Origin of the sequence: Paraburkholderia terrae (assembly GCF_002902925.1) — a bacterium.
GTDB classification, from domain to species: Bacteria; Pseudomonadota; Gammaproteobacteria; order Burkholderiales; family Burkholderiaceae; genus Paraburkholderia; species Paraburkholderia terrae.
Genome location: NZ_CP026112.1, coordinates 1,035,164 through 1,048,025, shown reverse-complemented (window position 1 = coordinate 1,048,025; position 12,862 = coordinate 1,035,164). Strand labels below are relative to the sequence as shown.

General features: G+C 62.2%; 12 protein-coding genes. 4 read left to right on the top strand and 8 right to left on the bottom strand.

Translation table 11 applies throughout. From position 1 onward, the window contains the following. Positions 1 to 44 precede the first annotated feature (44 nt). Complete coding sequence (locus tag C2L65_RS20930; protein ID WP_042315472.1) at positions 45 to 302, bottom strand: hypothetical protein; 258 nt, start codon at positions 300 to 302, stop codon at positions 45 to 47. A 371-nt stretch (positions 303 to 673) separates the two neighbouring features. Then, a complete protein-coding gene (gene poxB / locus C2L65_RS20925; RefSeq protein ID WP_042315463.1) occupies positions 674 to 2,395 on the bottom strand; it encodes a ubiquinone-dependent pyruvate dehydrogenase in 1,722 nt (573 codons plus the stop codon). Positions 2,396 to 2,404: 9 nt separating this feature from the next. On the opposite strand from poxB, the gene C2L65_RS45565 reads away from it, so the two are divergent. Next, complete coding sequence (locus C2L65_RS45565) at positions 2,405 to 2,632, top strand: hypothetical protein (protein WP_156132411.1); 228 nt, start codon at positions 2,405 to 2,407, stop codon at positions 2,630 to 2,632. A 606-nt stretch (positions 2,633 to 3,238) separates the two neighbouring features. On the opposite strand, the gene C2L65_RS20920 is transcribed toward C2L65_RS45565, so the two are convergent. The 4 genes from C2L65_RS20920 to C2L65_RS20905 all read right to left on the bottom strand — a co-directional run bounded on the left by C2L65_RS20920 (position 3,239) and on the right by C2L65_RS20905 (position 6,790). Further along, a complete protein-coding gene (locus tag C2L65_RS20920) occupies positions 3,239 to 3,916 on the bottom strand; it encodes a methyltransferase family protein (protein WP_042315465.1) in 678 nt (225 codons plus the stop codon). 10 nt (positions 3,917 to 3,926) lie between these two features. Continuing rightward, complete coding sequence (locus C2L65_RS20915) at positions 3,927 to 4,754, bottom strand: arylamine N-acetyltransferase family protein (RefSeq protein ID WP_042315466.1); 828 nt, start codon at positions 4,752 to 4,754, stop codon at positions 3,927 to 3,929. A gap of 241 nt (positions 4,755 to 4,995) precedes the next feature. Next, on the bottom strand, positions 4,996 to 5,667 hold the full coding sequence (locus tag C2L65_RS20910) for a hypothetical protein (protein WP_042315468.1): 672 nt from the start codon (positions 5,665 to 5,667) through the stop codon (positions 4,996 to 4,998). Positions 5,668 to 5,884: 217 nt separating this feature from the next. Next, positions 5,885 to 6,790: a LysR family transcriptional regulator gene (locus C2L65_RS20905; protein ID WP_042315469.1), complete on the bottom strand. Its 906-nt coding sequence runs from the start codon at positions 6,788 to 6,790 to the stop codon at positions 5,885 to 5,887. Between the two features lie 130 nt (positions 6,791 to 6,920). Between C2L65_RS20905 and C2L65_RS20900 the strand changes: the two genes are divergently transcribed. Next, positions 6,921 to 7,823, top strand: a complete 903-nt coding sequence (locus C2L65_RS20900) for a DMT family transporter (RefSeq protein ID WP_042315474.1) — start codon at positions 6,921 to 6,923, stop codon at positions 7,821 to 7,823. Here C2L65_RS20900 and C2L65_RS45560 read toward each other — a convergent pair. Next, the gene (locus tag C2L65_RS45560; RefSeq protein ID WP_156132412.1) at positions 7,820 to 8,107 is read right to left on the bottom strand and encodes a hypothetical protein; all 288 of its coding nucleotides are present in this window, start codon (positions 8,105 to 8,107) and stop codon (positions 7,820 to 7,822) included. The two genes, C2L65_RS20900 and C2L65_RS45560, sit on opposite strands and share 4 nt — an antisense overlap. Positions 8,108 to 8,882: 775 nt before the next feature. After that, positions 8,883 to 10,190 carry an MFS transporter gene (locus tag C2L65_RS20890; protein WP_042315477.1) on the bottom strand — a complete coding sequence of 436 codons (1,308 nt, stop codon included), beginning with the start codon at positions 10,188 to 10,190 and terminating at the stop codon, positions 8,883 to 8,885. 175 nt (positions 10,191 to 10,365) lie between these two features. Here C2L65_RS20890 and C2L65_RS20885 point away from each other — a divergent pair, with 175 nt between their 5' ends. Both C2L65_RS20885 and mdcA read left to right on the top strand, forming a co-directional pair. After that, positions 10,366 to 11,148 carry a GntR family transcriptional regulator gene (locus tag C2L65_RS20885; protein WP_042315478.1) on the top strand — a complete coding sequence of 261 codons (783 nt, stop codon included), beginning with the start codon at positions 10,366 to 10,368 and terminating at the stop codon, positions 11,146 to 11,148. Between the two features lie 7 nt (positions 11,149 to 11,155). Continuing rightward, positions 11,156 to 12,859 (top strand): malonate decarboxylase subunit alpha, encoded by a 1,704-nt coding sequence (gene mdcA / locus C2L65_RS20880; RefSeq protein WP_042315479.1) that lies wholly within the window; start codon positions 11,156 to 11,158, stop codon positions 12,857 to 12,859. Positions 12,860 to 12,862: the final 3 nt, after the last annotated feature.

Here is a 12,862-nt window from a genome sequence, read left to right as displayed (position 1 = left end):
GCGCGCCCACAAGGCGCGCCGCGCGCGTATTGCAGGTCATCGAATCAGTTGCCGAAATAGATGTTGCATTGCGTACCAGTCGAGCAACTACGCGTAGACTGCATCGTTCTGCCCGACGAAGTGCGGGTATCCATCGCGCCGCCATACGACATATCCGTCGTCGCTTGCGCCGACGCATTCGCATTGTTCTGCATCGTGGCCTTCGACGCATCGCTGCTCTGTGCGATGTCTTCGGCCATCGTCGCGACGGGGATGGCCATCAGCAATGCGCCCGCCACGGGTAACGCCATCAGGATCTTCATGTCGAACTCCTTCCATGCAGACGAATCGCCACGCCCTGCATCACGATTCGCCGGACGCCCATCGACGCCTGCGCCATCCGCATCGTTTCGACCGATGCCCGCAGGCGTGAAATCGCGCGCAGCGGCCACCCGCGCCGCAACGTGCTTTTGTTCTATATGCGATTGATTGGCTCAAAGCCCCCGAGTCTGTCGGGCGGCGCAGCGCGGCGCGAAAACGCCGGTTTCTGATCGTTTGACTATCGGCTGCGCAGAGAGGTCCGCACTGCTGCTTCTGTTATAGACCTTTGCGACGAGACTGCAATGGCGCCTCGCTGCACTGCAACGCGGCGCGCATCGCCTGACGAGGCGCGCCGCTTTTCGTTTTGCAGCTTTCAGCGCAAATTGGTCTTCACCAGTTCGACGATTTCATCGCCGCGGCCGTTGAGAATCGCGCGCAGCATGTAAAGGCTGAACCCCTTGGCCTGCGACAGTTCGATGGTCGGCGGCATGGCGAGTTCATGTTTGTCCGTGACGACGTCGACGAGCGCCGGGCCCTTATGCGCGAACGCCTGTTTCAGCGCGCCCTCCAGTTCTTCGGAATCCTCGACGCGGAGCGAAAAAATGCCCGCACCTTTCGCGATTTGCGCAAAATCGGTCTTGCTCAGGTCGACGTTCGTGTCGAGATAGCCGCCCGCCTTCAGCTCCATCGAAACGAAACCCAGCAGGCTGTTGTTGTACACGATGACCTTGATGGGCAATTCGAGTTGGCGCGCGGTGAGCAGATCGCCGAGCAGCATCGACAGCCCGCCGTCGCCGGATAGCGACACCACCAGCCGCCCCGGATGTGCCGCCTGCGCGCCTAGCGCCTGCGGCATCGCATTGGCCATCGAGCCATGATTGAACGAGCCGTGCAGCTGCCGCTTGCCGTTCATCGTCAGATAGCGCGCCGCCCAGAGCGTGGGCGTGCCGACATCGGCCGTAAAGATGGCGTCGTCGCCGGCGGCTTCGTCGATCATGCGCGTCAGATACTGCGGATGGATCGGCGCGCCGGGGTCGGAAGGCGTGGCGAGCTCGTCGAGATCGCGGCGTGCTTCTTCGTAGTGCGCGGTGGCCATATCGACGAAGGTGCGGTCGTCTTTGCGCTTGAGCTTCGGCAGCAGCGAGGCGACGGTCTCTTTCACGGTGCCGACGAGGCCCATCGCGAGCGGCGCGCGCTTGCCGAGCTGCGAGCCCTTCCAGTCGATCTGCACGACTTTTGCGTCGGGCGGATAGAACGGCCGGTAGGGAAAGTCGCAGCCGAGCAACAGCAGCACGTCGCACGACATCATCGCGTGATAGCCGGAACTGAAGCCGATCAGCCCGGTCATGCCGACGTCGAACGGATTGTCGTACTCGATGAACTGCTTGCCGCGCAGCGCGTGGACGATCGGCGCGCCGAGCGTGTCGGCGAGTTTGACTACTTCGTCGTGGGCGCCCGCGACGCCGCTGCCGCACATGATGGTCACCGCTTCGCAGTCGTTGAGCATCGTCGCGAGTTTGGTGAGTTCGCTGTCGGGCGGCAGGATCGCGGACGGCGCGGTCGCATTCCAGACGGGCGACAGCGACGGCCCTTCGCTCAACGCGATATCGCCGGGCAGCACGATCACGGCGACGCCGCGCTGCTCGATTGCGGTGCGCATGGCGCGCTCGAGTACGCGCGGAAATTGTGAAGCGTTCACTATCAGTTCGGCGAAGTGGCTGCACTCCTTGAAGATTTCGGTCGGGTGCGTTTCCTGGAAGTAGCCGAGGCCGATTTCCGTCGACGGAATGTGCGCGGCGATCGCGAGGACGGGTTGCTGGTTGCGGTGGCAGTCGTATAGGCCGTTGATCAGGTGCAGGTTGCCTGGGCCGCAGCTGCCTGCGCAGACGGCAAGCTGGCCGCTTGCGGCGGCGTCGGCGCCTGCAGCGAAGGCGGCTGCTTCTTCGTGGCGAGTGTGCATCCAGCGGATTGAGCCCACCTGGTCGAGGCTGAATGCCAGGCCGTTCAGACTGTCGCCTGTGACGCCCCATATGCGTTTTACGCCTGCGGCGGCTAGGGTTTTTGCAAGGTAATCCGCGATTGTGGTCTTTGCCATGAGCGTTCCTTGAAGATGGGTTTTGGGGTTTTTTTATCTGCGATGCCGGGTGGTTTGCTTTGGCTTTTGCGCTGGTATCCGGTTTGGTTTTTTTGGGCTTTTCGCTGGCATCCGCGTTACGGTGTTTGCCGTTCACGCGTCGCCCCTGTGCGGGGCGGCACCTACTTTTCTTTGCCGCCGCAAAGAAAAGTAGGCAAAAGAAAGCGGCTAACACCGCCAATTCTTATTTCTGCCTGAGGGCCCCCAACGGGTCCCTTGCTTCACGCGGCAACTTCTCGATTCGCGTTCGTTGCTAACGCTCTTACGATACTCATCACCCGCTTCGCGCACCCGCATTACTGCATGCCGTGCCAGATAATCCTCCGCCGCCCAGGTGGCAAACTGTGTGTCGGCCCTCTGTGCTCCATACGCACCACTCCGGACCGATAGCACGCGTGTCCCACCCTGCAAGAGCGCTAACTTATACGACGCGACAACCTACACACAGTTTGCCACCTGAGCGGCACATACCATTCGCTGCCGCTGGCCCGAGTACGGATATTCGAAGCGGGTGAGGCGTTCATTCGAAGCGTTGGCAACGAGCGCCAGCAGAGACGCTGCCGTGTGAAGCGTAAGACCGGTTGGGGGCCCTCAGGCAAACACAAGTGCTGGCGGTGTGAGCCGCTTTCTTTTGCCTACTTTTCTTTGCGGCGGCAAAGAAAAGTAGGTGCCGCCCCGCACAGGGGCGACGCCTGAAGCTAGATAACAAATCGCGGATGCCAGCGCAAAGGCGAAAAAACCAAACCGGATGCCAGCGCAAAGCAAAGCGAACCACCCAGCGTCGCAGACAAACAAACAAAAAATTCACCACACATACGGCACAAACCGATACCGAACCCGCGCAGCATATTCCTTATAGCCCGCGAGTTGCTCGCACAGCATGCGCTCCTCGAGCACTGCGCGATAAGCAAGCCCAACGACCAGCAACGGCACACAGGCAAGCCCCCAAAAAGAGCCCAGCAACAACGGCGTGCCGAACAGAAACAAAATAGCCCACGCATACATCGGATGCCGCACGTACGCATATGGCCCGCTATCGCTAACCTTATGCCCACGCTCAGCCATGATCTTCACAACGGGCGCAGCATAGCTATTAGCACGAAAAACCGACCGCATAGCAACCATGCTAACCAGAATAGCAAGCACACCCACAACCTGCAGCGATGGGTGCATCGACGACCAATAAAACCGCCGCGCATCGAATCCCATCAGCACGAGCCACGCGCACCACGCAATGGCAACGCACACCATGAAGAACTTGTCCCAAGCGCCCTGCCCGCGTTGAATAAAAGAACCAAGCCGCTCCGCAAGCAACGCCGGATCGTGGCCCGCGAGCCACACCCCGACCCACAGCCCCAGCGCGCCCATTTCGAACAGATAACCCCACGCCCCCGGCCACGCGAACGTGCCCGCCGCGCCGAACAGCACGGCACCCATGCCCGCAAGCCACAACACCGTCTGAACGATGAGCCGCGCGATCATCACCCTCGACCTATGAAGCGTTTTCAGTCGACACGCGCCGATAAATCTCCGCGACATCGATATCGCCAAGCTCGATCAGGAACGTGTCCCGCAGGCATATTTCAAGCTCGTGCGCACTTTCGATCCGGCGCTCGATCGCTTCGCCGTCTATCGAACGCGCGGTAAGACGGTCGTTGTACAGCGTCAGCCGCCCTTCCGGTGTCACGCGGCATACGACGAGGCTCGTCGTGAAGAACGACGTGGGATGCGTCGACGTGTACCAGTTCGATACCTCGTAATCGATCCACTCCGCGCGCTGCAGGTCGAAACGATACGTCTTGAGCCACGTTTCGCCCGATAGCACCTCGAGATCGAACGCGCCCTGCGATGCATCGGCGAGACGGAATGGCTCGTGTGCGGTCTGTTGCGCGACGCCCGTTTGCAGCCGCAACGGCGACGTCAGCGTGACCGCGCCAAAGCCGACGTCGGCGATCCACGGCTGATCGTCGACAGTCACGCGCAGCAGCATGTGCGTGCGCGGCGTGATCGCGTCCGGCTCGCGGCCCCACAGCACTCGCGCGATCATCGGCGTTACATCGAAGCCGAGTTGCATCAGCACATGCGCGAACAGCCGGTTCTGCTCGAAACAATAGCCGCCGCGTCGCCGCTCGATCAGCTTGTCGACGACGGCAGGCAGATCCAGATCGACGCGGCGGCCCGTCAGCGGATCGAGGTTTTCGAACGGGATCGACAACGGATGCAGGCGTTGCAGCTCGCGCAACACGTCGAGCGTCGCGGCCTGCGGCCCCGTATAGCCGATACGCCTGAAATAGCGGTCGAGATCAAGAGTGCTGGACATCCGGTGCTCCTGGTTAGCGTGGGTGGCGTTGCCGCTGGTTACCTGCTTGTATGCGCGCTGTAGGGATGAGCGACAGCGTACCGTCATTGACCCGCGCCGTGCGCGAAGCCCTCATATGCGAAGGCCCATTTACGAACGGTCGAACGGATGCGCGCCGATCATCGCATCGCGCGTGGCGACACATGACGGATTGCAAGACGCTGCAATGCATCACGCGCCGCCTGAGCACCATGAATGCGCGTCAGAAACCTTTGAGCGCCGAGGTCGCAATCGACGGCACGCTGATGCCATGGCTCGACGCGAACTGCACGGCCGCGCTCAACGTCGACGCGAGCGACTGTAACTGCCCCGGCGCGGACTGCGCGATATACGACGCGGCCTGCGCCGTCTGCGGATTCATGCCCGCTTGCAGCAACGACGACGGATTCATCTGCCCGACGCTGCCGAGGCTCGATTGCAGGCTCGAATACTGGCTCACGCCCTGGCCGAGCGATGTGAGGCCGTTGGTGAACGCCTGCTTGTCGACGGGCGTCGACGGGTCCGATGCGCGGCTCGTGAACGCCTGCGTGAGCGTCTGCGACAACGACTGCTGCGTGCTGCCCACCTGCGACAACTGGCTAACCGATGGCGTGCCGCCGCTCAACAGTCCGGATGCCTGCTGCGCCTGACTCGCGGCGCCCGAGAGCCCCATCGCCGATGCGAGACTCGACTGGCCGCTCAACACCTGCTGGTTTGCGCCGACGTAGGTCTGCAGCAATTGCCCGATCCCGCCCGACGAAGCGGCCGCGCCCGCATTGCCCGACGAATTGCCGCCGCCGATGCCGAATTGCTGAAGGTTTAGTTGCGCGAAGCTCGCGCTGCTCACGAACAGGCCGGTGGTAAGTAGCGCGGCGCAGAGAGTACGTGTTTTCATGGCTGGCCCTCCTGTCATGTGTCTGATGTGTGACGTTCGTCTCGACTTGCTGCTTCGTTTGTGTCCGTTCGACACACGCGCAAGGCACGCGTTCGCGCTTTCGTCAGATGTCATGATGGGCCGCAAAACGCGGGCCCGCGTTATTAACAACTCCGTCAATGCGCGTGGCGGTTGCCGTCGCCAGCATACGGCGTAAGCGCGGCATGCAAGCCAGGCGTCACGCCCTCGCTCGCGCTTCGCGCGCCTCCCGCGTCTCGCGCGGCGACCCGCGCACCGACAGGTCCTGCATCATCTGCGCGGCGAAATAGTCGCATGTCGGGCGATCCGATTTCGCACTGCGCGCGACGACGATGTCGAGCGGTTCGATCACAGGCAGGCCTTGCTCGGCGCCAAGAATCGCGAGTCGCGACGGCACGCTGCAGCGCGCGAGCGCAATTACGGAAAGCCCCGCGTCGACGGTCGCGACGAGGCCGCTCAGGCTCGCGCTGCTGTACGCGGCGCGATACCGGATGCGTGCCCGGTCGAGCGCCGCGAGCGTATTCGTGCGCGCGACGCAGCCGGGCTCGTACAGCCCGACCGGCAACGGCGACACGTTCAGCACGGACGTATCTTCGGATGCTCCGACCCACACCATCGGCTCGCTGCGCACGAATTCGCCGCGCAATTTGCGGTCGCGCGTGACGAATGCGAGGTCGATCTTGTTGTCCGCGAGCATCGGCGCGAGCGCGGTGCTCTGCGCGCAGACGATCTCGATCTCCACGTGCGGATACAGGTTCGAGAAGCGCCGCAACACGGGCGACAACAGCGACGACACGTAATCGTCCGGCGCGCCGAGCACGACGCGCCCCGTCACCTCGGGCCGCACGATGGCCGACCACGCTTCTTCGTGCAGATCGATCACGCGCCGCGCATATTCGAGCAGCGTATTGCCGGGCCGCGTCAGCGAGAGGTTGCGTGTATCGCGAGCAAAAAGCGTCGTGCCGAGCATTCGCTCGAGCCGCTTGATCTGCATGCTGACTGCCGCCTGCGAGCGATGCACGGTGACAGCCGCTTTCGTGAAGCTGCCCGCCTCGACGACGGCGACGAAGGTACGCAGCAGATCGACATCGAACTCGGGGTGCATGATTTATCAATCCGGCTTATGGAATTTCTCAATTTTATTCGTTTGCCACGATAAGGCAACGGATCGATACTCGGATGCATACAACGCGATCGAGGGATTTACTGCCATGTCTTTGTCGTCGGTATCGTCGATATCGCTCAGCCGAAGCCAGCAAGGCGCGCTCACGCTTGCGAGCGGCGGCCTGTTGATGGGCACGATTGGCGTGTTCGTCGAGGAAGCGCGGCTCGGCGCGCTGACGCTGGTGTTCTTTCGCTGCCTGTTCGGGTTTCTATCGCTTGCTGCGTACTGCGCATATAAGGGCTACTTCGCGCGCCGTTATTTCACGCGACGTACGGTGCTGCTTGCGGCGCTATCCGGCGTGCTGATGGTTACCCAGTGGGTCGGTTTCTTCGATGCGATTCATCGCACGAGCATCGCGGTGGCGACGGTCGTGTTTCATGTGCAGCCGTTTTGGGTCGTGTTGATCGGTGCTGCGCTGTTCAATGAGCGGCTGGGTATCGACCGGTTGGGGTGGATCGCAACGGCGTTCGTCGGGCTTGTGCTTGCGTCGGGCGTCGCGGGAGCGGGTTCATTGCAGGGACATTCGAGTTATCTGATCGGGATTGGCGAGGCGCTCGCTGGTTCCGTGCTCTATGCGAGTGTCACGCTCATTGCCAAGAGTCTTGGCGATCTGCGGCCGCATCTGCTGACGCTTGCGCAATGTGCTGTTGGTGTCGTGTGCTTGCCGTTTATCGCGCCGCTCGGCGCGGAGCATATCGGGCCGATGCAGTGGTTCTGGTTGATCGGAATGGGTGTGTTGCACACCGGGCTTTCTTATGTGCTGATCTATGGCGCGCTGCCGAAGCTCACGACGCCGGTGATCGCGGTTCTGCTGTTCGTGTATCCGCTGACGGCGATTGCCGTCGATGCAATTGTTTATGGACGTGCGCTCGGTGTTTCGCAGATGGGTGGGATGGTGTTGATTGTTGTTGCCAGTCTTGGCGTTAATCTTGGGTGGCCGTTGGTGTCGGTTTTGCGCTTGCGTGCGAGTTAGTGGGTTTTTTGTCTGCGACGCTGGGTGGTTTGCTTTGTGTATGCGCTGGCATCCGCGTTATGCCTTTGTGCTTCAGGCGTCGCCCCTGTGCGGGCATTCGTTTTGGCGCCTTCGCGGCGCGGGCGTTGCTGCTGTGTGCTTGCCTCTGCGATGGCATCCGCGATTTGCCTTCGTGCTTCAAGCGTCGCCCTGTGCGGGCATTCGTTTGGCGGCTTCGCGGCGCGGGCGTCGCTGTTGTGTGCTTGCCTCTGCGCTGGCATCCGCGATTTGCCTTCGTGCTTCATGCGTCGCCCCTGTGCGGGCATTCGTTTGGCGCCTTCGCGGCGTGGGCGTTGCTGTTTTGTGCTTGCCTCTGCGCTGGCATCCGCGTTTTGTTATCTAGCCTCACGCGTTGCCCCTGTGCGGGGCGGCACCTACTTTTCTTTGCCGCCGCAAAGAAAAGTAGGCAAAAGAAAGCGGCTAACACCGCCAATATTTCTTCCTGCCTGAGGGACCCCAACGGGCCTTACGCTTCACACGGCAATCACGTGACCCATGTTCGTAGCCAGCGCTCTGAATAAGCGCCTCACCCGCTTCACGCGCACGCGTCGGAGCACGCCGTGCCAGATATTCCACCGCCGCCCAGGTGGCAAACTGTGTGTAGGCCGTAGTACTGCACACGTCTCACTCCGGACCGGTAGCGCACGCGTTCCACCCTGTAAGAGCGCCAAGCTATACGACGCGACAACCTACACACAGTTTGCCACCTGGGCGGCACATACCATTCGCTGCCGCTTGCCCGAGTACAAGTATTCGAAGCGGGTGAGGCGTTCATTCGAAGCGTTGGCAACGAGCGCCAACAGAGACGCTGCCGTGTGAAGCGTAAGAACCTTTGACGGCCCTCAGGCAAGCATTAGAACTGGCGGTGTGAGCCGCTTTCTTTTGCCTACTTTTCTTTGCGGCGGCAAAGAAAAGTAGGTGCCGCCCCGCACAGGGGCGACGCGTGAAGCACGCTAACAAATCGCGGATGCCAGCGCAAACACAAAGCAAACCACCCCACGCCGCGAAGCCGCCACAAAATCACTGCGGCAAAACTTCCCCTTTAGTCTCCTTAGCAAACGGAATCACAAGCAACCCGACAATAAACGCAAGCGCCGTCAGCGCAACAGGCACGCCAAGCGTATGCATACTGAGCACAGCCGCCCCAAGCAGAAAATTCACCCCCGCCCCAACAAACCGCCCAAACGAAGTACAAAAAGCAAAAGCCGTCGCGCGAACACGCGTTTCGAACAATTCAGGCAGCCACAGGCTAAACAGCGCGAAATTCCCACCAAAGAACCCAAGCACAAACAGCCAGGCAATAAACGGCGCCAACCCGTTAGGCAGATAAAAGGCCCAGCCAAAGCTGCCAATAATCGCCATCGCCATCCCGGCAAAATACACAGCAAGCGTTTTCTTGCGCCCAAACCGCTCGGCCAGCGGCGGCAACGCAAGACACCCAAGAATCGTCCCGATCGACAGCAACCCCGTCGCGATCGAAGCCATCTTCAATGCTTCAGGCCTTGCCATGCCGGCCCGCGTCGCGAGTTGAATGACCGCCGAAGGCTCATACACCGCCCCCGCCCACAATCCAATAATCGCGATCGTCAACAGCGCACACATGACCCAGGTACGCCGCCGATACGTCGGCCCAAAAATCTCGCGCATCGGGCTCACGCGCACCACGTCGCGCGATTCGGCCCGTTGCCATTTGTCCGACTCCTTCACCCGCGTGAGAATCATGATCGCGACGACCACGGGCACCGCCCCCGTCAGGAACATCGCGCGCCAGCCGAAATGCACGCCAATCGTGTAGTTCAGCGCGGCAGCCAGGAAAAAACCCGCGTAGTAGCCCGTCTGCAGATAGCCCGCGCCCATCTTGCGGCGATCCTCGGGCCACGCCTCGGCGACATAGGTCCCCGCCAGCGCCCATTCGCCGCCAATGCCCACGCCAGCAATGAAGCGATAGATGCCCAACTCCCACACGTTATGCGCCGTCGCCGACAGGCCAGTAAAGATCGCAAACGTGAAAATCGTGCCCGCCAACACCTTCGTGCGGCCGAAACGGTCCGCGAGCGGGCCCCAGATGAACGACAGCCCCCAACCCACCAGGAAGAGCGCAAACAGGATCGAACCGGCAAGTCCGACGTTCGCGGGCGTCGCCGCATAGCCCGAGCGCGGCAGCAATTCAGTCAGCGCCGGCGTCAGCACCAGCGCATAAATGAACGAGTCCATCCCATCCAGCGTCCAGCCCGCCCACGCGCCCCAAAAGCCGGCGATCTGCGACCGGTTGAGCGGCGTCTTCTGCCGCACGGTTCCCGCACGGTCCGATATCGAAGAATTCAACATGCTCCTGCTCCTCCATGTACTACGGTTGGATTGGGTGACCGTCACGGCACAACGGCTCCCCCGCATGCGGGCCGCCGCATGTGCGAGAGGCGCCGCGCGTCAGCGCCGTGCCTTTATGAAAACCCCGGGTTTGCCCGCTAGAAATTCGTCGTTTTTATATATAATATTTGATGTCATGAACAACGCAACCGGTGGTTTTCCCCTGGACAGCGCCCCGCGCGTCCCCTTGCTGCCCACGGCGCATGAGCCGCGGCCCAGCACTTCGCGTGTGATCGCGGAGGCGCTGCGCACGGCAATCGTCGAAGGCTCACTCGAGCCCGGCGCGCCGCTGCGGCAGGACGCGATCGCGCGGCACTTCTCGGTCAGCGCAATTCCCGTGCGCGAAGCACTGCGCCAGCTGGAAAGTGAAGGCTGGGTGAAAGTCGAGCTGAACAAGGGCGCGAGCGTCGCGCGGCTCTCGCCTGCTGAGGCGCGCGAGATCTACGAGATCCGCTCGGCGCTCGAAAGCCTTGCGATCACGCTGGCGATTCCGAATCACACTCCCGAGTCGCTGCGCGAAGCGGTGGCGCTTTGCAAAGCCGCCGAGAGCGAACCGGACCCTACCCTTTACGTGGCCCGCAATGAAGCGTTCCACACCGCCTTGTACGCGCCCGCCAACCGCCCTCAGCTCGCAGAGATGATCGCGGCGCTACACCGGCGCGGCGAGCGCTATCTGAGACTGAAATTTGGTTTGCCCGCTTACAAGGGCGAATCCGATGCCGAACACCTGGACATCCTTGCCGCCGTCGAACGCAAGGACATCGCCGCCGCCCAGTCGCTCATCTCCGCTCACCTGCTGGGCACGGGCGAACTGGTCTATCGTTTCTTGACGGAACGCGCGCAGGCGGAAGCCGCCGCGGCCACCCCGCGCCGAAAGCGCGGACGGCCCGCGCGCACTCCAACCACTATCGGGAGTTGAAGCACCGATGAATCAGCGAATCGAATCAGCCAAGCTCGGATTGGCACAGTCAACGGAAGCGCCCGCAGGGTCATCTGCCGCGCGTTCCTGGACCACCAAACGCGACGAGAAGCGACGCAGGCTCGCCGCGATCGAGCCCTGGCTCGAAGACGGCATCCTGCCCGCGCATCGCATCGTCGATGCGCTCGAAACGCTGATCCGCCCCGGCGATCGCGTAGCGCTCGAAGGCGACAACCAGAAGCAGGCCGACTTTCTGTCGCGCTCGTTCGCGAAGGTCGATCCGCAGAAGGTGCATGACGTGCATCTGCTGATTTCGAGCATCAGCCGCCCCGAGCATCTGACGCTCTTTGAAAGGAACATCGCGCACAAGGTCGATTTTGCGTTCGCGGGTCCGCAGAGCCTGCGCGTCGCGCAACTGCTCGAAGACGGCCAGCTCGAAATCGGCGCGATCTATACGTATGTCGAACTGTACGCACGCATGTTCGTCGACCTCACGCCGAACGTCGCGCTGCTGTGCGCGGAAAAAGCCGACCGGCACGGCAATCTCTACACCGGCCCGAACACGGAAGACACGCCGACCATCGCCGAAGCCGCCGCGTTCCGCCATGGCATCGTGATCGTGCAGGTCAACGAGATCGTCGATGAACTGCCGCGCGTCGATATTCCCGCTTCGTGGGTCGACGTGGTCGTCGAGGCCGACCGCCCGTTCGCCGTCGAGCCGCTGTTTACACGCGATCCACGCCATATCGGCGATTTGCAGGTGCTCACCGCGATGATGGTCATCAAGGGCATCTACGAGCCGTACGGCGTGACGTCGCTGAATCACGGCATCGGTTTCGACACGGCCGCCATCGAGCTGCTGTTGCCGACTTACGGCGAGTCGCTCGGACTGAAGGGCAAGATCTGCCGCAACTGGACGCTCAATCCGCATCCCACGTTGATTCCCGCCATCGAATCGGGTTGGGTCGAAAGCGTGCATTGCTTCGGCAGCGAAGTCGGCATGGAGGGGTATGTCGAAGCGCGCCCCGACGTGTTCTTCACGGGCAGCGACGGCACGCTGCGCTCGAACCGCGTGCTGTGCCAGCTAGCCGGGCAATACGGTGTCGATCTGTTTATCGGCTCGACGCTGCAGATAGACGGCGACGCGAATTCGTCGACGGTCACGCGCGGGCGTCTGGCGGGCTTCGGCGGCGCGCCGAACATGGGTCACGATCCGCGCGGCCGCCGTCATTCAAGCGAAGCGTGGCTCAAGCTGCTGAAAGACGAAGGCCCCGTGTCGCGCGGCAAGAAACTCGTCGTGCAACTGGCTGAAACGTACAAGAAAGGCGGCGAGCCGACGTTCGTCGATGAACTCGATGCCGTCGCTGTCGGCGCGAAAAGCGGCATGCCCATCGCACCCGTGATGATCTACGGCGACGACGTCAGCCATGTCGTGACGGAAGAAGGCATCGCGCATCTGCACAAGGCCGAAGGCGTCGAAGAGCGGCGCGCGGCGGTCGCGGCGGTCGCCGGCGTGACGCCGATCGGCTTGCGCGCGAAGCCCGAAAAGACGGCCGAACTGCGCCGCCGGGGCATCGTCGCGTATCCAGAAGATCTCGGCATCCGGCGCGGCGAAGCGAAGCGTTCACTGCTCGCGGCGCGCAGCATCGACGATCTCGTCACCTGGTCGGGCGGGCTGTACACACCGCCGGCACGTTTCCGCAGCTGGTGATGC

Coding starts and splice junctions, on each gene's coding strand:
- C2L65_RS20930 (WP_042315472.1), bottom strand. CDS start 302: ATGAAGATCCTGATGGCGTTACCCGTGGCGGGCGCATTGCTGATGGCC.
- poxB (WP_042315463.1), bottom strand. CDS start 2,395: ATGGCAAAGACCACAATCGCGGATTACCTTGCAAAAACCCTAGCCGCC.
- C2L65_RS20920 (WP_042315465.1), bottom strand. CDS start 3,916: ATGATCGCGCGGCTCATCGTTCAGACGGTGTTGTGGCTTGCGGGCATG.
- C2L65_RS20915 (WP_042315466.1), bottom strand. CDS start 4,754: ATGTCCAGCACTCTTGATCTCGACCGCTATTTCAGGCGTATCGGCTAT.
- C2L65_RS20910 (WP_042315468.1), bottom strand. CDS start 5,667: ATGAAAACACGTACTCTCTGCGCCGCGCTACTTACCACCGGCCTGTTC.
- C2L65_RS20905 (WP_042315469.1), bottom strand. CDS start 6,790: ATGCACCCCGAGTTCGATGTCGATCTGCTGCGTACCTTCGTCGCCGTC.
- C2L65_RS45560 (WP_156132412.1), bottom strand. CDS start 8,107: ATGAAGCACGAAGGCAAATCGCGGATGCCAGCGCAGAGGCAAGCACAC.
- C2L65_RS20890 (WP_042315477.1), bottom strand. CDS start 10,190: ATGTTGAATTCTTCGATATCGGACCGTGCGGGAACCGTGCGGCAGAAG.
- C2L65_RS20885 (WP_042315478.1), top strand. CDS start 10,366: ATGAACAACGCAACCGGTGGTTTTCCCCTGGACAGCGCCCCGCGCGTC.
- mdcA (WP_042315479.1), top strand. CDS start 11,156: ATGAATCAGCGAATCGAATCAGCCAAGCTCGGATTGGCACAGTCAACG.